Raw genomic sequence first — 18,229 nt, forward strand, 5'->3', positions numbered from 1 at the left:
TTTCACTCTGGTTTCAGAACCTTGCGGAGGCGGAGGCCCAGTCCCACAGCGACTGCGACCGCGACCAGGAACCAAAGCGCGTCGCCCAGCAGGGTCAATGCCGCCGCGATTTGCCCAGCGAAGAGGTAGCCAAGGCCGGTGTAGAGGCCGACCCAGATCGCCTCGCCGGCGATCTCGGCCCGCGCGAAGCGGAACCAGGGCATGATGCCCGCCCCTGCGACGAGGTTGACCACCGGGCATAGCGGCGACAGCAGCCAGCGGCTGAAAAAGACGGCCATGCCGCCCCATCGGTGCAGCAGGTTCTGCGCCCGGGCGTGCGCCGCAGCGCGCCCGGGGCGAGCGTCAAGAAAGCGGATCAGCCGCGTGCGGGCCAGACGCCCGACAAGATAGCCGGCGTTATCACCGAGGACCGCCCCCGCGAGCGCGGCCCCGAGGACCGACAGGGCGGTCATGTCACCGCTGGCGACGAAGGTGCCTGCCATTACCATCGACAGGCTGGCCGGGAGTGGCACCCCGAGGCAGGCGAAGCCTGTAATCAGGCACAGAAACCATGGCCCCAGCGTGGCGACGAGGCCGAGGATCTGGTCACTCACTGCGCGGGATCCCGGTCCAGGTCAGCGACGGCGGCCTCGATCAGGGCGATGACCTCGGCCTCGGTCATTGCCTTGCGCTTCGCGATCTCGGAAATGGTCTCCCGCTGCCCGCGGGTCAGCTCCAGCGGCCCGGAAAGGCGGTCGAAGAACGCGTCGCGGTCGAGCTTCCACGAATGCGCCACATAGCCCGGGGTCATCCACCCGGCTACGGCCTGCTGGTGGTTGGCGGACCAGTAGACCCAGGCGAACAACAGCTTGACCAGCATCGCCAGTGCGATCGCGACAGCGAGAACGAAGCCGGTCAGCAGAAGGCGGTGGTGCTTCCAGGCATGCGCGAGGCGGGTCAAGCTATCGCCCCAGCAGTCGAGCGGCCTGTGCGATCCCGTCGAGTGTCATCGGCACCATGCGGCCCTCGAAGATTTCCGAGATCAGTCCGACCGACTGGGTATAGCGCCAGTGGGCCTGGGGCAGCGGGTTGATCCAGACGTTCTGCGGCCATTGCTGGCGCAGGCGGTGCAGCCAGACTTCCCCGGTTTCGGCGTTGTAGTGCTCGTTCGCCCCGCCAGGGTAGAGGATTTCGTAGGGGCTCATCGCGGCGTCCCCGACGAAGATCGCCTTGTAGTCGCCGCCATAGGTCCGCAGCACTTCCGCGGTCGGCGTCTGGGCCTCCCATCGGCGGCCGTTATCGCGCCAAAGGCCCTCGTAGATGCAGTTGTGGAAGTAGTAATACTCCAGGTGGCGGAACTCGGCGCGGGCGGCGGAGAACAGCTCCGCGACCACACGAACGTGCGGGTCCATTGAGCCGCCGATGTCGAGAAACAGCAGCAGCTTGACTGCGTTGCGCCGCTCGGGGCGGGTCTGCACGTCCAGCCAGCCGTGTTCGGCGGTGGCGCGGATCGTGCCGGGCAGATCCAATTCCTCGGCGGCGCCGTCGCGGACCCAATGGCGCAATCGGCGCAGGGCGACCTTGATGTTTCGCGTACCCAGTTCGACCTGGTCGTCGAGATTTCGGAACTCGCGTTTGTCCCAGACTTTCACCGCGCGCTGGTGTCGGCTTTCGTCCTGGCCGATCCGGACGCCCTCGGGGTTGTAGCCATAGGCGCCGAAGGGAGAGGTCCCGGCGGTGCCGATCCACTTGTTGCCGCCCTGGTGCCGGCCCTTCTGCTCGGCCAGCCGCTCCATCAACTTGCGCATCAGTTCCTCGAAGCCGCCGGCGGCCTCGACCTTGGCGCGTTCTTCGGGCGTCAGATGCTTCTCGGCAAGTTTGCGGAGCCATTCCTCGGGGATGTCGACGGCGGCCATGACCTGTTCGGGCGTCAGCGATTCCAGCCCGCCGAAGACCTTGCCGAAGGCCTGGTCGAATCGGTCGAGGTGGCGCTCGTCCTTCACCATCGCGGTACGGGCGAGGAAATAGAACGCCTCGGCGTCGAATGTGGCGAGGCCTGCGTTAAGTGCGCGCAGAAAGCTCAGGTATTCGCGGAGCGAGACCGGGACGCCGTGCTGGCGGAGCTGTTCGAAAAAGCCGACGTACACTGCTTGCAGGCCTCTGGTTCCGTGTGCTGCCAGTGTGACGGGCTGGCCGTCAATGGCAAGCTGTCAGACCAGGCGGGCCGCGAAGACCAGGATCGCGAAGGTCAGCAGGCCGAAGGCGATGGCATGCCCGGCGCCGTATTGCAGCTTATCCAGACGGTTACCGCCGCGGCGGCCTGCGCGATACCAGCCGAAGGAGAACCCGGCGACGATGGCGAGAAGCGTGATCATCCGCGTTCCCTAGTCCGGGCGTCGCGCCCGCGCAAGCGGTCAGTTGGTCGCTGGCAGGATCGCTTCGAGCCGCGCCTGTTCGCGGGCACGGTTGCCGTTGCCGTCCCCATAGGCATAGCGCGCCCAGCGCAGGTGATCGAGCTGTGCCTGCCGGGCACCGGTTCGATCGCCGCGGGCGGTTAGCGCGGCGGCCTTGATGGCGAGGAGGCTCGACAGCAGCACCGCGTTCTGCCCCGCGCGGGCGGCCGGGATCGCCTGATCGGCTAGACGCTGCGCGGAGTCGAAATCGCGCTGGTCGAGCGCCGTCAGCGATACATGCAGCGCCGCCTGCGCGGTGCGGATGTCGTTCGGGCCAAGCTGGTTGTAGAACAGGTCGTAGGCAGCCCGGAAATCCGCCGCCGCGCGTGCCCGGTCGCGGTCACGTATCAGCCGGCCGCGGGTGATCAGAGCGACTCCCAGCCTGTGATCGACCGGCTGCATCCGCTGCGCCACGGCGACCGCGTTGTTCGCCGCCTCGATCCGGCGGCTTTCCGAGGTGCGGCGGGTGAGCGCCTGCTCTATATATTGCTTATAGGCGGCCGAGGCCGGGGCCCGCGGGATCGCCCCGCGGCCTTCGCCGCCGGGATTGATTTCGGACAGGATCGGCCCGATCCGACCGGCCACCACGCTCCGCGGCATGCCCGATTGCAGCTCGGGTGAGTAGAGCGCCCGAAGCATCAGCATGTCGAACGATGTAACGATCGAGTGGAAGTTGTCGTCGTTGAAGACACTGTCCGGCAGTCGGTAGAGGTCGTTCGCCGGGCCTAGGGCTTGCGCCAATTCCTCGTGCAGGCAGTCGCGGATGTCTTGCGGGAAGCTGTCCGTGGGAATGAAGATCGCCGTCAGTCCCAGCGTGCGTTGCTGCGACCAGCGCAGCCGATCGCGGTTGCCGCGCCTGCGGAACTCGTCCCATGAGGTCTCTCCCGGGACGATGAAACAGGCGGCGCCGCTGTCGACCTTTTGCAATTCCTCGAGCGTCACGCCGTCGATGTGGATCTGCGCTTCTGCCGGGTTCCGCGTGCTGCGGATGTCGAGCCGTGCCTCGACTCGGAAGCGGTTCAGCAGATTCTCGATATCTCGCTGATAGGGCAGAAGCTGCGGCGAGCGAACATAGACTCGGATCGGGCCTTCGTGGCGCAAAAGGCCGTTCAGATTCTCGCCGCGTTCCAGCGCAAACGTCAGGTCGATGAAGTCCTGCGACAGCTGGCGGTTGTCGCGGGGCACGCCGCGCGGCAGGGTCTCGCGCGGGAAGGCGACGTTGCTGACCTCGACCCCGGTGTCGATGGCGCGCGTCGGCGGCAGTGATGAACTGGTCCCGGTGTCGCAACCGGCGAGCGTGAGGGCGAGCAGGCAGAGGCTGGCAAATCGAGCGCTCACGACAGTCTCCGCTGATACTTGATAAAGTCCGTCTTGTCCGCGATCCGGTCGTAGAGCTGGCGTGCGGTGGTGTTTCCGTCCTGCGTCAGCCAGTAGACCGACGGGCAACCGGCCGCGTCGGCGGCCTTGTAGACCGCTTCGATCAGCGCGCGTCCGGCGCCGGTTCCCCGCGCCTCGGGGGCGACGTAGAGATCCTGAAGGTACACGACGTCCTCGATCTTCCAGCCATGCCGGTGGAAGATATAGTGCACGAGGCCGACAGGTCCGGTGTCGTTTTCGGCGATCATGCCGTGGTAGTCGAGGATCTGCGGATCGGTCAGCCGGTGGAAGCTGCTGCGATAGACTGCGTCGGGTAGTTCGGATTTGTAGAAGGCGAGGTAGTCGCGCCACAGGCGGCGCCAGTGCGTCTCGTCTTGCTGCGAAATCGGCCGTATCCGGATCATCGTGCCCTTGCCTGTGGACCGGCCAACCTGACGTGAGGTCCGCCTGTGACCATCTGTTCGCAGCCGCGAGCGGAACGCAACCCCAAACCCTGACGCGGCTGTGTCGGATCAGCGCTCGCGTCGTGCCATGAAGGCGAGCCGTTCGAAGAGCGCCACGTCCTGCTCGTTCTTCAATAGCGCGCCGTGCAGGCGGGGCAGGGCCTGCCTCGGATCCTGGCGCAGATCGGCAGGGTCGAGATCTTCCGCCACAAGCAGGCGCAGCCAGTCGAGCATCTCGGAGGTGGAGGGCTTCTTCTTCAGTCCCGGCGTCTCACGGATCTCGAAGAACTGTTCCAGGGCGGCGGTCAGCAGGGTCTGCTTGATGCCCGGATAATGCGCCTCGACGATGGCGCGCAGCGTCTCGGCATCCGGGAAACGGATGTAGTGGAAGAAACAGCGGCGCAGGAACGCGTCGGGCAGTTCTTTCTCGTTGTTCGAGGTGATGATGACGACGGGGCGGCGTTTTGCGCGGATCGTCTCGCCAGTTTCGTAGACGTGGAACTCCATCCGGTCGAGTTCCTGCAGCAGGTCATTGGGGAACTCGATGTCGGCCTTGTCGATCTCGTCGATCAGAAGGACGACGCGGTCCTCGGCCTCGAATGCCTGCCAGAGCTTGCCGCGGCGAATGTAGTTCGCCACGTCGCTGACCCGCGGATCGCCCAGTTGGCTGTCTCGCAGGCGGCTGACAGCATCGTATTCGTAAAGGCCCTGCTGGGCCTTGGTGGTGGACTTGATCGCCCACTCCAGCAGTGGCGCGCCCAGCTGCGCCGCGACCTGGCGGGCCAGTTCGGTCTTGCCGGTTCCGGGCTCGCCCTTGACCAGAAGCGGGCGTTCCAGCGCGACGGCGGCATCGACCGCAACCGCCAGGTCTTGCGTCGCGATGTAGTCTGCCGACGATTGAAAATTCATATGCAATTTCCTGCGTTTTCATATCGCTGCGCGGCAGGTCACGTCCGGGGCGTAAACCGATGCCATCACGCAGGTAATAGGTGACAAGCCCCGGGAATCCTAGTAGAGGACCCGCATATCAGAGAGCAGCGGTGCGAAACGGCGCCGAACCCCCCCGGCCCGTGCAAGCACGCAGAACCAGGGTAGCGCACCATATGAAAGCGGAAACCAATTTCGACTCCGATTACATTCCCTCGGAGGACGAGCCGTTCATGAACGAGCGCCAGGTGGCGTGGTTTCGCAAGGAACTGACGAAATGGAAGGAATCCATCCTCGCTGAAAGCAAGGGGACGATCGAGGACATGCAGGAAGGCACCCGCAACATCCCCGACGTCGCCGACCGCGCCAGCGAAGAGACAGACCGGGCACTCGAACTGCGTACCCGTGACCGTCAGCGCAAGGTGGTCTCGAAGATCGACTCGGCGCTGCGCCGGCTCGACGAGGGCAGCTACGGCTACTGCGAAGAGACCGGCGAGCCTATCTCGCTGAAGCGACTGATGGCGCGTCCGATTGCCACACTGAGCCTCGAGGCGCAGGAACGGCATGAGCGGCGCGAAAAGGTTCACCGGGACGATTGATCCCGGAAACCACCGGACTTGAGGGGGCCTTCGGGCCCCTTTTTCATGCGGCACCGCGGTCGTTGACGCCGGATGCCTCCGGCGGGAGTATTTCAGGGATGAAGAAGATGCGGGGCCCGGAGGCATGAGCACAGCGCGCGCGGCAGTCGTCGGAGGCGGGATCGGCGGACTGGCGGCAGCTTTGGCGCTGGCGCGGCGCGGCGTGGAGGTGGCCGTCTACGAGCGGGCTCCGGCGTTTCACGAGGTCGGCGCGGGATTGCAGATCGGCCCGAACGGGGTGCATGTGCTGCATGCGCTCGGGCTGCACGCGGTTCTGAAGGCGCATGCTGCGCGGCCGGTCGCGGTCGAGATGCGCGATGGGGAGAGCGGGCGGCTGGTGGCCTCGGTCGACATGAGCGCCTGCGAAGAGCGCTACGGAGCGCCATACCTGCAATTTCACCGGGCAGACCTGTTGGATATCCTGGCCGATGCGGTGTCGGACGCCGGTATCGAGGTGCAGTTCGACGCCCTGATATCACCCGAGGCACCGCCCGACGCAGATGTGGTGATCGCCGCCGATGGCGTGCGCTCGGCGTTCCGGGAGGCGATCGTGCCGGGCGCGGAGCCCGAATTTACCGGTCAGGTGGCGTGGCGGGCGCTGGTGCCACACGGCTCGGCGGCCGAGGGGCTGGACCCGGCGCGGACGCAGCTGTTCATGGGGCCGGGGCGGCATGTGGTGGTCTATCCGCTACGGGACGGGCGGCTGTGGAACATCGTCGCTGTCGAGGAGCGGAACGAGTGGACGGCGGAAGGCTGGGACGAGCCCGCCGACGCCGAGACCATGCGCGCCGGGTTCGCCGGTTGGTGTCCACAGGTGTCAAATCTGCTGGGCCGGATCGAGCAGGCGCATCGCTGGGGCCTGTTTGCGCATGGCGAACTGCCACGCTGGCACAAGGGCAATGTCGCGTTGCTGGGCGATGCCTGTCATCCGATGTTGCCGTTCATGGCGCAGGGCGCGACCATGGCATTGGAGGACGCCTGGGTCCTGGCCGAGAGCCTCATGAGCCATCGCGGCGTGTCGTCTGCGCTGGCAGCCTATGAACGGTTGCGGAAGGCGCGCGCCACGCGGGTCCAGAAGGTGGCTTGGCGCAATGCACGGATCTACCACATGTCGCCGGGCCCCGTGCGGATGGGACTGCGGGCCGGCATGGCGGCGGTCGGTGCGCTGGCGCCCGGCGGGTTGCTGGGGCGGTTCGACTGGCTTTATGGCCACGACGTAACCGGTGGGCGAGGCTGAGGCCTCAGTCCTCGAGCTCGACCCAGATCGGGACATGGTCCGAGGGCTTCTCGCGGCCCCGGATGTCCTTGTCGATCTGGCACGCAACTAGCCGGTCGGCGGCCTGCGGGGTCAGCAGGACATGGTCGATCCGGATGCCGTCGTTCCGCCGCCAGGCGCCGGCCTGGTAGTCCCAGAACGTGTAGACGCCATCCTGTCGGGTCGTCGCGCGCAGCGCGTCGGTAAAGCCGAGGTTCAAGATCCGTCGGAACGCGGCGCGGGTTTCGGGCAGGAACAGCGCGTCCTCGGCCCAGGCCTGCGGGTTCGCGGCGTCTTCGGCTTGCGGGATCACGTTGTAATCGCCCGCCATCAGCGCCGGTTCCTCGGCGGCGAGCAGGTCCTCGGCGCGGGCCTGCAGGCGCTTCATCCAGGCAAGCTTGTAGTCGTACTTCGGCCCCGGCGTCGGGTTGCCGTTGGGCAGGTAGAGACCGCAGACCCGCACCGGGCGGTCCGCCAGCACCAGAGCCTCGATCCAGCGCGCCTGCTCGTCCTCGTCATCTCCCGGAAGGCCGCGGCGTATGTCCTCGAGCGGCAGGCGCGACAGGATCGCGACGCCGTTGAAACTTTTCTGGCCGTGGGTCTCGACGTTGTAGCCGAGTTCCTCGATTGCCTCGCGCGGGAAGGTCTCGTCCTGGGACTTGATTTCCTGCAGGACGACGACGTCGGGCCTAGCCTCTTCAAGCCAGGCGGTGAGGGCGTGCAGGCGGGCCTTGACGCCGTTGATGTTGAACGAGGCGATCTTCATGGTCGCTCAAGTAGCAGCGCGATTCAGGTTAACGCAATCTTAATCGCCCGGGGGGCAGGCTGCGGGCGATGAGCGCACATGTGGTCAAGATCTTCGGCGAGCGGAACACCGGCACGCGGGCGCTGGGCCTGATGCTGCGGCAGTTGCCGGGGGTTACGCATCGGATTTCCGGCGCGGTCGAGGTGCCGGGCGATGGGGATCTGGAAGCGGCCATCGAGACGCAGATGCGGGGGGCGTGGAGGAAGCTCTATCTGCATGCGCTGCGCGACGAGGCTGCAGCCCGCAAGGCGGCGGCGGATCCTTGGAAGCACGCGGTGCCGCGACTGACCCCGGCGATGATCGCAGCGCGGGCCGGTGTCGTGGTGATGCTCCGCAATCCCTATTCCTGGCTGATCGGGCTCGCGCGGCGCCCATACCACATCAAGGGGCCAAACGCCGAGACGCTTGAAGGTTTCATCGCGCGCCCCTGGATGACCGAGCAGCGCGAGGGGCTGGCGGCGGTGGTCGCCTCGCCGATGGATCTGTGGTCGGCGAAGGCGGCGGCGGCGCTGGACCTGCCCCAGAAGGCCGAGGCCGAGGGGCTGCGCTGCACGCTCGCAAGGTTCGAGGCCTTCGTGGCTGATCCGGAGGGTGTTGCGCGGGCGTGTGCCGTGGCACTGGGATTGCCCGAGGGGGAGATGGAGGCGCGGGAGCGGAACACCAAGCCGGGCGAGGCGGGGCTGGTGGCGTTGCAAGCCTACTACGCTGCCGAGCTTTGGCGGGACTGGCTGACCTCGGGAGCCGTGGCGCGGATCAATGCGCGGCTGGACCGGGGCCTGGTCGAGGCGCTGGGCTATGCCTGGCTGGAACCGGGGGATTTTCCCGACAGGCTTGCCGAGCCGGTTCGGAGAGCAATGGCCGAGGAGATGGGAAGCCTGCGTCAGCCGGCGCACCGGCCGTCCGTCTGACGCGCCGGAGGGTGCGCCTGCGGCAGGCGGGGGCCTCCGGCGGGGATATTTGAAGAACGTGGAAGGGCGTCAGCGCCCCGGGATCACATCGAGAAGCTGGTGCCGCAGCCGCAGCTTGAGGTGGCGTTTGGGTTGTTGATCACGAAACGCGCGCCGATCAGTTCCTCGGTGAAGTCGATCTCGGCGTTCGTGAGGAAGGGCAGGGAGACCGGGTCGACCAGCACGCGGGCCCCGTCCTTTTCCAGCACCAGATCGTCGTCCTCGGGTGCCGGAGCCAGGCTGATGTCGTACTGGAAGCCCGAGCAGCCGCCGCCTTCGACCGCGACGCGCAGGCATTGCGCGGCGTCCGCGCCGGCGTTGATCTCGTGCAGGCGGGCAAAGGCCCGGTCGGTCACTTTCGGAGGCAGGTCGAGCTGCATCTTTTACATCGCCTCTTCATGGGGTAGCACCCCGAATGTAAGTGGCTCCGCCCGTATCAACAAGTCCGACCAGTGATCGGAGAAAGCCCCCATGTCAGCGCCCTTCGCCAGCGATCCTGCCGATAGCCGTGGCAGACTGTTTGCCGAGCCGGTCTCGGCGCACCGGTCCGAGTTTCAGCGCGACCGCGACCGGATCATTCACGCCTCGGCGTTTCGCCGCCTGAAGCACAAGACGCAGGTCTTCGTCGAGCACGAGGGGGACTACTACCGTACGCGGCTGACACACTCGATCGAGGTGGCGCAGGTGGCGCGGACGATCTCGAAGGCGCTGGGCCTGAATGATGAACTGACCGAAGCAGTTGCGTTGGCCCACGACTTGGGTCATCCGCCTTTCGGCCACACCGGCGAGGACGCGTTGGCCGAGATGATGGCCCCCTGGGGCGGGTTCGATCACAACGCCCAGGCGGTCAAGATCGTGACCCGGCTGGAGACGCACTATGCCGCTTTCGACGGGCTGAACCTGACGTGGGAGACGCTTGAGGGCATCGCCAAGCACAATGGGCCGGTGACCGGAGACCTGCCTTATGCCCTGGCCGAATACGACGCGCGGCACGATCTGGAGCTGGCCACGCACGCCAGTGCCGAGGCGCAGGTGGCGGCGGTGGCCGATGATGTCGCGTACAACAATCACGACCTGATGGACGGGCTGCGTGCCAGGCTGTTCTCGGTCGAGGACATCTGCGCGCTGCCCATCGTCGGGCCGTGCTTTGCCGAGGTGGATCGCATCTATCCCGGTCTCGACGATACGCGGCGCCGGCACGAGGCGCTGCGCCGGGTCTTCGGCGTGATGGTCGAGGACGTGATCGCCGAGAGCCGCCGTCGCCTCGATGCCGCCGCACCCGCAAGCGCGCAGGCGGTGCGCGAGTTGGGGCATCCTGTCGTGCGCTTCTCGGACGCTTTGTGGCAGGATCTGCAGCTGATCCGGAAATTTCTGTTCACCAACATGTACCGCCACCCGCGGGTGAAGGAGATGCGTGTGACCTCGGCCAGGGTGGTGCGCGACCTTTTCGAGGCCTACATGGCCACGCCTTCCGATCTTCCCGATGCGTGGAAGGCCGACGCGATGGCCGGGGACGAGACCCGGCTGGCGCGCGCGGTCAGCGATTATATCGCCGGGATGACCGACCGTTTCGCCTATACCGAACACCGCCGTATCTGCGGCTGACACCTTTACCTGTTGCCTGTGGCAGCGCCCGCGCGGCTGTGCTAGGTCGCGCAGCGCAGCATTGACCGGAATCCTGACATGAACCTCTTCGCCGAGATCCATACCGCCGTTATCGCCGCCCTCAACGCGCTGACCGCCGAGGGCCGACTGCCCGAGGGGCTGGACCTGCGCAACGTGGCCGTCGAGCCGCCCCGTGACGCGGCGCATGGCGACATGGCGACCAATGCGGCGATGGTGCTGGCCAAGCCCGCGAAGATGAAGCCGCGCGATATTGCCGATGCGCTGGCCGCCGTGCTGGCCGAAGATCCGCGCATCGCCGAGGCGACCGTCGCTGGGCCGGGCTTTCTGAACCTGCGGCTGGAGCCGGCGCTCTGGCAGGCGGTCGTTCCGGCGGCGATCAAGGCGGGCACGGATTTCGGCCGCTCGCAGATCGGTGCGGGCGTGAAAATGAACGTCGAGTATGTCTCGGCCAACCCGACGGGCCCGCTTCACGTCGGACATACGCGCGGCGCGGTATTCGGCGATGCGCTGGCGGGTCTGCTGGATTTCGCGGGCTATGACGTGACCCGGGAGTACTACATCAACGACGGCGGCGCGCAGGTCGACACGCTCGCGCGGTCGGTCTACCTGCGCTATCTTGAGGCGCACGGGCAGGAGGTCGAGTTTCTCGACGGGACTTATCCGGGCGACTACCTGATCCCGGTTGGCGAGGCGCTGAAAGCCAAGGTCGGCGATGCCTATCTCGACAAGGGCGAGGATGTCTGGCTGGCCGAGATTCGCGAGTTCGCCACCGAGGCGATGATGGACCTGATTCGCGAGGATCTCGCGGCGCTGGGCGTCAGGATGGACGTGTTCTTCAGCGAGAAGTCGCTTTACGGCACCGGCCGGATCGAGGCGGCTATTGCCGCGCTCGAGAACAAGGGCCTGATCTACGAGGGCGTGCTGGAGCCGCCGAAAGGCAAGCTGCCCGAAGATTGGGAGCCGCGCCAGCAGACATTGTTCCGCTCGACCGAGCATGGCGACGACACCGACCGGCCGATCAAGAAGTCGGACGGCAGCTGGACCTATTTCGCACCGGATATCGCCTATCACTTCGACAAGGTCGAGCGTGGCTTCGACCAGTTGATCGACGTGTTCGGCGCCGACCACGGTGGGTACGTCAAGCGGATGAAGGCGGCGGTCTCGGCGCTGTCGGGCGGACGGGTTCCGCTGGACGTCAAGCTGACGCAGCTGGTGCGACTGATGAAAGGCGGCGAAGAGTTCAAGATGTCCAAGCGCGCGGGCACCTTCGTGACCCTGCGCGACGTGATCGATCAGGTGGGCCCGGACGTGACCCGTTTCGTCATGCTGACCCGCAAGAACGACGCGCCGCTGGATTTCGACTTCGACAAGGCGCTGGAGCAGTCGAAGGACAACCCTGTCTTCTACGTGCAGTACGCCCATGCCCGCGTGCACTCTGCGCTGCGCCGGGCTGAGGCCGAAGGCTTCGCGACCGACGACGCGGCGCTGGCCGACGCACCGATCAAGGAACTGACCCGGCCCGAGGAACTGGCGCTGCTGAAGAAGCTGGGCGAATGGCCGCGGCAGGTCGACAGCGCGGCGCTGGCCCATGAGCCGCACCGAATCGCGTTCTACCTGTACGACCTCGCAAGCGCGTATCATTCGCTGCAGCATCAGGGGAAACTCGATGCCGAGATGCGATTCGTGCGCCCGGATGCCCCCGAGGCGACCAAGGCGCGTCTGGCGCTTATCCGGACAACATCTGTTGTTATTGCTGCCGGACTCGGTATCCTTGGGGTGACACCTGTCGAAGACATGTAAAATGTACATTTAGGTGTTGGGCATAGCGCTGCCACCATATAAAGTGGGGCAAGGCAGAGGCGAGCAGTATGCAGGACGCTTATTACGATGAATACGCCGAGGAAGGTGCGCCGAAGGGACTGAAAAAGGCCCTCTTCCTCTATGTCAAATGGGGCGGCGCGCTGCTGTCGCTAATGGTTCTGGGGCTGATGGTGCTCTGGGCCTACCGGCTTGGTGTGCGCGATGCGCAGGACATACCGGTCATTCAGGCAATGGAGATCCCGGCGCGGGTCCTGCCCGAGGATCCGGGCGGCGATGAGATCGCGCACCAAGGCCTCGAGGTGAACGAGATCCTTGCTGGGAGCGAGGCGCAGCGCCCCGGCGGAGCGAGCCTGGCACCCGAGGCGATGGTGCTGGACAGCGCCGACGACCCGGTCACGGACGAGCCCGAACAGGTCGCCGCCGAAGAGGATGACGCCGACCCGCTGGCCGAGACCATCCTGTCGCTGATCACCGCAGAGAACAGCGAGCCTGCACCGGGGCAGGAGGATGTTCTGGGCGAGAGCGACCTCTCCGGCGATCAGCCTCGGCCGCGCGTGCGTCCCGAGACGCTTGGAATCGAGGCCGCCGGTGGGCGGATCACCCAGCCGCCGCAGGAAAGCCTGGGCGCCGCGCTGTCGGCGACCGCTGTCGATCCGGACGAGTTGGCTGCGGGAACCCGCCTGGTCCAGTTGGGCGCGTTCGATACGACCGAGGTCGCTGAGGCGCATTGGGCGCGCCTGCTGGGCGCGCATTCCGATCTTCTGGGCTCGAAGAACCATTATGTGCAGCGCTCGGAGAACAACGGGCGGGTGTACTACCGCCTGCGAGCCGTCGGGTTCGACAGCGCGACATCGCAGCGTGCGCTTTGCGAGGCGTTGGTGGCTCGGAACGTGGACTGCATTCCCGTGACGGTGCGCTGACGTGGGTGCCCGCGCCGCAATTCTCGGCTGCGCCGGCCCGGTCCTGACCGCCGACGAAGCAGCCTTCTTCCGGCAGGCCGATCCCTGGGGGTTCATCCTCTTCGCCCGAAATATCGCCGACTCATCTCAGGTGCGCGCGCTGGTCCAATCGCTGCGCGAGGCGGTAGGCCGTGATGCGCCCGTACTGATCGACCAGGAAGGCGGCCGCGTCGCACGGCTGACGCCACCCGAATGGACCGGCTGGCTGAACGCCGGAGAGTTCATCGCGCGCTATGGGAACGCCCACACCCGGCGCGAGGCGATGCGGCTCCGCTATCACGTGATAGGAGCGGAACTGTCGCGCCTTGGCATCGACGTGAACTGCGCCCCGATGGTCGATATCGCGCGGACCGACACGCACCCGGCGATCCGCGAAAGGCTCTATGGGACGACGCCCGCCGAGGTCGCCGCGCTGGGCCGTGCCGTGACCGAAGGTCTCGCGGCGGGCGCAGTGCTGCCGGTGCTCAAGCACATTCCGGGCCACGGGCGGACGCCGCTCGACAGCCATGTCTCGCTTCCGGTGGTTGACGCACCGCGCGCCGAACTCGACGAACAGGATTTCGCACCGTTCAAGGCGCTGGCGGATCTGCCGCTGGGGATGACGGCGCATATCATCTATTCGGACATCGATCCCGAGCTGCCCGCGACGCTCTCGCCGGAGATACTTCGCGTTGTGCGGCAGGAGATCGGTTTCAACGGCGCGCTTATGACGGACGATCTGTCCATGCGCGCGCTGAGCGGTCCCTTCGCGGAGCGTGCCGCGACCGCAATCGACGCTGGCTGCGATCTGGCGCTGCACTGCAATGGCGATCCGGAGGAAATGGCCGCCGTGATCGACGGCACGCCTCGGCTGGCTGGTGAAAGCCTAGCCCGAACCGAGGCGGCGTTGGCGGCGCGTGATGCCCTCAGCCCGGTGCCGATCGACCTGCCCTCAGCCCTGCAGCAGATCGAGGATCTAGCAAGGGGGGTGCCCGTTGCCTGACGATCACGCACCGGAATTCGGCACGGAACTCGATACCGCGCAGCGCCTCGCCGCCGAGGCGCTGGTCGTCGATGTCGATGGCTACGAAGGCCCGCTGGATCTTCTGCTGACACTGGCTCGGACGCAGAAAGTGGACCTGCGCAAGATCTCGGTTCTGGCGCTGGCCGAGCAATACCTGCAGTTCGTCGAGGCCGCCAAGCGCCTCCGCATCGAACTGGCCGCCGACTACCTGGTGATGGCCGCCTGGCTGGCCTTTCTGAAGTCGCGCCTGCTTCTGCCGCCCGACCCGACCGAAGAAGGCCCTTCGGCCGAGGAACTGGCCGCACACCTGGCCTTCCAGCTGGAACGGCTCGAGGCGATGCGCCGGGCCGCCGCTCAGCTGATGGGCCGGGATCGCCTGGGCCGGGATGTCTTCGCGCGCGGCGAGCCGCAGAACACCAGCGAAAAGCGGAAGATCAATTATCAGGCCAACCTGCTCGAGTTGATGAAGGCCTATGCGCGCATCAAGACCCGCGACGACTTCCAGCCCTTCCACTTGAACCGCGGCCCCGTCTTCACGATGGAACAGGCGCTGGAGCGGATGCGCAGTCTCGTCGGCGGGGCGATAGAGTGGCGCGACCTTGCAACCTTCCTGCCTGAAGGCTGGCAGGTGGATCCCAAGAAACGCCGTTCGGCCATGGCCGCGACCTTCGCCGCGTCGCTGGAACTGGCCAAACGGGGCCGGGTGGAACTGCGCCAGGACGGTGTTTTCGCCCCGATCAGCCTGCGGGCGCGGGCGGACGGCGACGCATGAGCGACGAGACCGACGATCGGTCCGAGGGCGGCGTCGGCTCGCTTTTCGAGGCGCCGCCCCTGCCCGAGCAGGAGCGGATGGTTGAGGCTATCCTGTTCGCCGCGCAAAAGCCGCAAACGCTGCGCGAGATCGAGGACCGGATGCCCCACGGCTCCACCCCCGGCGAGGCGATCGAGTACCTGATCAAGCGCTACGAGGGGCGCGGCGTGCGGCTGGTGAAGATCGGTGACGCCTATGCGTTCCGAACCGCACCGGACCTCGGCTTCCTGATGAGCCGCGAGGTCGAGGAGACTCGCAAGCTGTCGCGCGCCGCGATCGAGACGCTGGCCATCGTCGCCTATCACCAACCGGTCACCCGCGCCGAGATCGAGGAAATCCGTGGGGTTTCGGTGTCGCGCGGGACGATCGATCTGCTGCTGGAACTGGACTGGATCCGCCTTGGTCGTCGGCGCCAGACGCCTGGCCGTCCGGTGACGTTCACGGTGACGCCCGCTTTCCTGGATCATTTCGGCTTGGAAAGCGCCAAGGACCTGCCGGGGATCAAGGAACTGCGCGAGGCGGGGCTACTGGACAACCGGCCGATGCCCGGCAGCATGGGCGTGTCCGGGGATGGCGACCAGCCTGACGAACACGAGGACGACGAGGACGATGTGGATCAGGACAGCATGTTCTGATCACCCGGGCGGGGCTCAGCCCTGCCGGAAGTGCTTCGATAGCTTCAGGCCCTGGCCCTGGTAGTTCGATTTCAGATCCGCACCGTAGAGCTTCTCGGGGCGCGCGGACATTCTTTCGTAGACCAGACGTCCGACGATCTGGCCGTGCTCCAGCGCGAAGGGCGCTTCGTGGCAGCGGACCTCCAGCACGCCCCGCGAGCCATGCCCGCCGGCCGCCGCATGGCCGAAGCCGGGATCAAAGAAACCCGCGTAGTGCACGCGGAACTCGCCGACCATTGCCAGATAAGGCGCCATTTCCGCGGCGCAGGCGGGAGGGACATGAACCGCCTCGCGGCTGACCAGGATGTAGAACGCACCGGGGTCGAGGATGATTCTGCCGTCGCGCGCCTGGACCGGCTCCCAGAAATCATCCACGGCGTAGTGGCCCAGCTTGTCGAGGTCGATCAGCCCGGTGTGGGGTTTGGCGCGATAGCCGACAATGCCGCCATCGCGCGGATGCAGGTCGACCGAGAAGCCTAGGCCGTTGTCGATATGAGCGGGGCCGTCGACCAGCGTTTCCTGCGCGTGCAAGGCGCGCAGTGCCTCGTCGTCCAACTCGGCCCGGCCACGCCGGAAACGGATCTGGTTCAGCCGCATCCCGGGGCGCGCAAGAACCGAGAAGCTGCGGGGCGAGATCTCGGCATAGAGCGGGCCTTCATAGCCGGCGTCGATCCGATCGAACTCGGTGCCGTTGTCGGTGATCAACCGGGTGAACAGGTCGAGCCGCCCGGTCGATGACTTGGCGTTGGCCACTGCCGAGACGTCGGCAGGTAGCGACAGCCGTTCCATCAGCGGCACGACATATACGCATCCCTTTTCCAACACCGCGCCGGGTTCGAGGTCGATCTCGTGCATGGCGAACTGGTCGAGGCGTTCGGCCAGCGTCGCCTCGCTGCCCGGCAGGAACGAGGCGCGCACCCGCCAGGCGCGGGCGCCGAGACGCAAGTCGAGGCTGGCGGGCTGGATCTGGTCGGTATCGCGTGCCCGTTCAAGGACAAGCGCGCCGCTGTCAATCATGTCGGCGATCTGGTGGTCGGCCAGCACGCCCTGGCCTGCGGTATCGGTCATGTGCACCCCCGGCTGCCGGTTGTGAAAAGGGCGCCGGAGCAATGTGCTCCGGCGCCCTGGAATGGGGTGGTCGGGCTAGCGAGATTCGAACTCACGACCTTTCGTCCCCCAGACGAACGCGCTACCAGACTGCGCTATAGCCCGACGAGCCGCTGTTATACTCACCTGAGCAGCGGCTGCAAGACGCATCAGCGCAGGTTCGACGCCATTTTTTCGCGCAGCGTCTCGAGCTTCGAGAGGATGCGGCGCATTTCCTCGGCGCGGGCCGCGCGGGCGGGGTCCGGCGGGAAAGGACGGCGGTCGCGTTTCTCGGCATGGCTGAACAGATCGACCTGCGTATCGCGGCGCGGACTGCGTCCGGGCTGGGGCAGGGCGGCGTCGGGAAAACTGCGCAACGGCGCGGTTTCCGGCTCAGGTGCGATCTCTGCGGCGACGGGTTCCTCGTCGGCGATTTCGTCTTCGACCTCGGCAAACGGTGCTTCGTCTTCATCCATGATTGCGGGCGCCTTGTCGTCGTTATCGGCGGGGCGCACCTCGCCGTCTGCCTGGGTCGGTACGGGCGCTTGATCCATTGGATCCTCTTCGTCCGGCTCTGCCCAGAAGGGCGCTTCGGGGACCGGCTCGGGCCGCTCGGCATCGATGATGGGTTCCGGTGTCGGTGCCTTTGCAGCCCGTGCTTCCGCCGCCTCTGGCTCGATCGTCGGCACCGTGTCCGACTTGGGACGGCGGAGAGGCGGGTCTGGCCGCTCGGTTGCGCCGAGGACCGGGTCCTGATGCGGGTCGAGATGGCCGATTCCGGCGACGTGCTTGATGCCCTTCTCGCGGAGGATCTTCTGCACGCCCTTGATCGTCATGCCCTCGCTGTAGAGCAGGTCGCGGATACCGCGCAGCAGGTCGATGTCCTGCGGACGGTAGTACCGCCGACCGCCGCCGCGCTTGACTGGCTTGATCTGCGTGAAACGGCTTTCCCAGAAACGAAGGACATGGGCCGGGATCTCGAGGATCTCGGCCACTTCGCTGATCGTGCGGAAGGCGTCGGGAGACTTGCTAACCACCGGGTCTGTCCGGCGTCAGCGCTTGTTGCCCGCGTCCACCCGCTCCTTCATGAGGTGCGAGGGGCGAAAGGTCAGTACCCGGCGGGGCGAGATCGGAACCTCTTCCCCGGTTTTCGGATTGCGCCCCATGCGTGCCGATTTGGTCCGGACGTTGAACGTGCCGAAGGACGAGATCTTGACACTCTCGCCTTCAGCGAGCGCGTCGGAAATATGCTGCAATACAGCCTCGACCAGTTCGGCCGACTCGTTACGGGACAGGCCAACCTCCCTGAACACGGCTTCGGCCAGATCCATCCGTGTGAGGGTGGATTCACTCATGTCACGCTCCCGATTTGCGACCGGTGCTGAGGACGTTAGTTGGATTCGTAAAAGCGAGTCAATATCAGGG

General features: G+C 66.3%; 21 protein-coding genes and 1 tRNA gene. 9 read left to right on the forward strand and 13 right to left on the reverse strand.

The features are described from left to right. Positions 1-2: 2 nt before the first annotated feature. The 7 genes from ACW9UR_RS02580 to ACW9UR_RS02610 all read right to left on the reverse strand — a co-directional run bounded on the left by ACW9UR_RS02580 (position 3) and on the right by ACW9UR_RS02610 (position 5,161). The gene (locus ACW9UR_RS02580; protein WP_458915342.1) at positions 3-593 is read right to left on the reverse strand and encodes a DedA family protein; all 591 of its coding nucleotides are present in this window, start codon (positions 591-593) and stop codon (positions 3-5) included. Beyond that, positions 590-940, reverse strand: coding sequence for a hypothetical protein (locus ACW9UR_RS02585; protein WP_458915343.1), 351 nt, complete (start codon positions 938-940; stop codon positions 590-592). Before ACW9UR_RS02585 ends, ACW9UR_RS02580 begins: the two co-directional genes overlap by 4 nt. A gap of 1 nt (position 941) precedes the next feature. Next, positions 942-2,126, reverse strand: coding sequence for a vWA domain-containing protein (locus ACW9UR_RS02590; protein WP_458915344.1), 1,185 nt, complete (start codon positions 2,124-2,126; stop codon positions 942-944). A gap of 63 nt (positions 2,127-2,189) precedes the next feature. Continuing rightward, a complete protein-coding gene (locus ACW9UR_RS02595; RefSeq protein ID WP_458915345.1) occupies positions 2,190-2,354 on the reverse strand; it encodes a hypothetical protein in 165 nt (54 codons plus the stop codon). 39 nt (positions 2,355-2,393) lie between these two features. After that, positions 2,394-3,770: a DUF2927 domain-containing protein gene (locus ACW9UR_RS02600; RefSeq protein WP_458915346.1), complete on the reverse strand. Its 1,377-nt coding sequence runs from the start codon at positions 3,768-3,770 to the stop codon at positions 2,394-2,396. Beyond that, complete coding sequence (locus ACW9UR_RS02605) at positions 3,767-4,213, reverse strand: GNAT family N-acetyltransferase (protein WP_458915347.1); 447 nt, start codon at positions 4,211-4,213, stop codon at positions 3,767-3,769. Before ACW9UR_RS02605 ends, ACW9UR_RS02600 begins: the two co-directional genes overlap by 4 nt. 108 nt (positions 4,214-4,321) lie before the next feature. After that, on the reverse strand, positions 4,322-5,161 hold the full coding sequence (locus ACW9UR_RS02610; protein WP_458915348.1) for an AAA family ATPase: 840 nt from the start codon (positions 5,159-5,161) through the stop codon (positions 4,322-4,324). 194 nt (positions 5,162-5,355) lie between these two features. Here ACW9UR_RS02610 and dksA point away from each other — a divergent pair, with 194 nt between their 5' ends. Then, entirely contained in the window at positions 5,356-5,778 is a 423-nt protein-coding gene (dksA, locus tag ACW9UR_RS02615) for an RNA polymerase-binding protein DksA (RefSeq protein WP_458915349.1), read from the forward strand. Positions 5,779-5,902: 124 nt separating this feature from the next. Next, on the forward strand, positions 5,903-7,054 hold the full coding sequence (locus tag ACW9UR_RS02620) for an FAD-dependent monooxygenase (protein WP_458915350.1): 1,152 nt from the start codon (positions 5,903-5,905) through the stop codon (positions 7,052-7,054). Between the two features lie 4 nt (positions 7,055-7,058). Here ACW9UR_RS02620 and xth read toward each other — a convergent pair whose 3' ends face one another. Next, positions 7,059-7,838: an exodeoxyribonuclease III gene (gene xth, locus ACW9UR_RS02625; RefSeq protein ID WP_458915351.1), complete on the reverse strand. Its 780-nt coding sequence runs from the start codon at positions 7,836-7,838 to the stop codon at positions 7,059-7,061. 68 nt (positions 7,839-7,906) lie between these two features. On the opposite strand from xth, the gene ACW9UR_RS02630 reads away from it, so the two are divergent. Continuing rightward, the gene (locus ACW9UR_RS02630) at positions 7,907-8,785 is read left to right on the forward strand and encodes a hypothetical protein (RefSeq protein ID WP_458915352.1); all 879 of its coding nucleotides are present in this window, start codon (positions 7,907-7,909) and stop codon (positions 8,783-8,785) included. 83 nt (positions 8,786-8,868) lie between these two features. Here ACW9UR_RS02630 and erpA read toward each other — a convergent pair whose 3' ends face one another. Continuing rightward, positions 8,869-9,204, reverse strand: a complete 336-nt coding sequence (gene erpA / locus ACW9UR_RS02635; protein WP_458915353.1) for an iron-sulfur cluster insertion protein ErpA — start codon at positions 9,202-9,204, stop codon at positions 8,869-8,871. 91 nt (positions 9,205-9,295) lie between these two features. On the opposite strand from erpA, the gene ACW9UR_RS02640 reads away from it, so the two are divergent. From ACW9UR_RS02640 to scpB, 6 genes are all read left to right on the forward strand, one after another. Further along, on the forward strand, positions 9,296-10,429 hold the full coding sequence (locus ACW9UR_RS02640) for a deoxyguanosinetriphosphate triphosphohydrolase (protein WP_458915354.1): 1,134 nt from the start codon (positions 9,296-9,298) through the stop codon (positions 10,427-10,429). Between the two features lie 78 nt (positions 10,430-10,507). Next, the gene (gene argS, locus ACW9UR_RS02645) at positions 10,508-12,250 is read left to right on the forward strand and encodes an arginine--tRNA ligase (protein WP_458915355.1); all 1,743 of its coding nucleotides are present in this window, start codon (positions 10,508-10,510) and stop codon (positions 12,248-12,250) included. Between the two features lie 68 nt (positions 12,251-12,318). Further along, entirely contained in the window at positions 12,319-13,191 is an 873-nt protein-coding gene (locus tag ACW9UR_RS02650; protein ID WP_458915356.1) for an SPOR domain-containing protein, read from the forward strand. 1 nt (position 13,192) lies between these two features. Then, the gene (gene nagZ / locus ACW9UR_RS02655) at positions 13,193-14,212 is read left to right on the forward strand and encodes a beta-N-acetylhexosaminidase (protein ID WP_458915357.1); all 1,020 of its coding nucleotides are present in this window, start codon (positions 13,193-13,195) and stop codon (positions 14,210-14,212) included. Continuing rightward, on the forward strand, positions 14,205-15,005 hold the full coding sequence (locus ACW9UR_RS02660; protein WP_458915358.1) for a segregation and condensation protein A: 801 nt from the start codon (positions 14,205-14,207) through the stop codon (positions 15,003-15,005). The genes nagZ and ACW9UR_RS02660 overlap by 8 nt, the downstream gene beginning before the upstream one ends. Beyond that, on the forward strand, positions 15,002-15,679 hold the full coding sequence (scpB, locus tag ACW9UR_RS02665; protein WP_458915359.1) for an SMC-Scp complex subunit ScpB: 678 nt from the start codon (positions 15,002-15,004) through the stop codon (positions 15,677-15,679). Before ACW9UR_RS02660 ends, scpB begins: the two co-directional genes overlap by 4 nt. A gap of 15 nt (positions 15,680-15,694) precedes the next feature. Here the strand turns inward: scpB and ACW9UR_RS02670 are convergent, their stop codons facing one another. From ACW9UR_RS02670 to ihfA, 4 genes are all read right to left on the reverse strand, one after another. Beyond that, positions 15,695-16,786: a 2'-deoxycytidine 5'-triphosphate deaminase gene (locus ACW9UR_RS02670; RefSeq protein WP_458915360.1), complete on the reverse strand. Its 1,092-nt coding sequence runs from the start codon at positions 16,784-16,786 to the stop codon at positions 15,695-15,697. A gap of 67 nt (positions 16,787-16,853) precedes the next feature. Next, a tRNA-Pro gene (locus ACW9UR_RS02675) sits at positions 16,854-16,930 on the reverse strand. A 44-nt stretch (positions 16,931-16,974) separates the two neighbouring features. After that, on the reverse strand, positions 16,975-17,841 hold the full coding sequence (locus ACW9UR_RS02680) for a MerR family transcriptional regulator (protein ID WP_458915361.1): 867 nt from the start codon (positions 17,839-17,841) through the stop codon (positions 16,975-16,977). A 15-nt stretch (positions 17,842-17,856) separates the two neighbouring features. Next, positions 17,857-18,159: an integration host factor subunit alpha gene (gene ihfA, locus ACW9UR_RS02685; protein ID WP_458915362.1), complete on the reverse strand. Its 303-nt coding sequence runs from the start codon at positions 18,157-18,159 to the stop codon at positions 17,857-17,859. Positions 18,160-18,229: the final 70 nt, after the last annotated feature.

This window comes from Halovulum sp. GXIMD14794 (genome assembly GCF_054457455.1).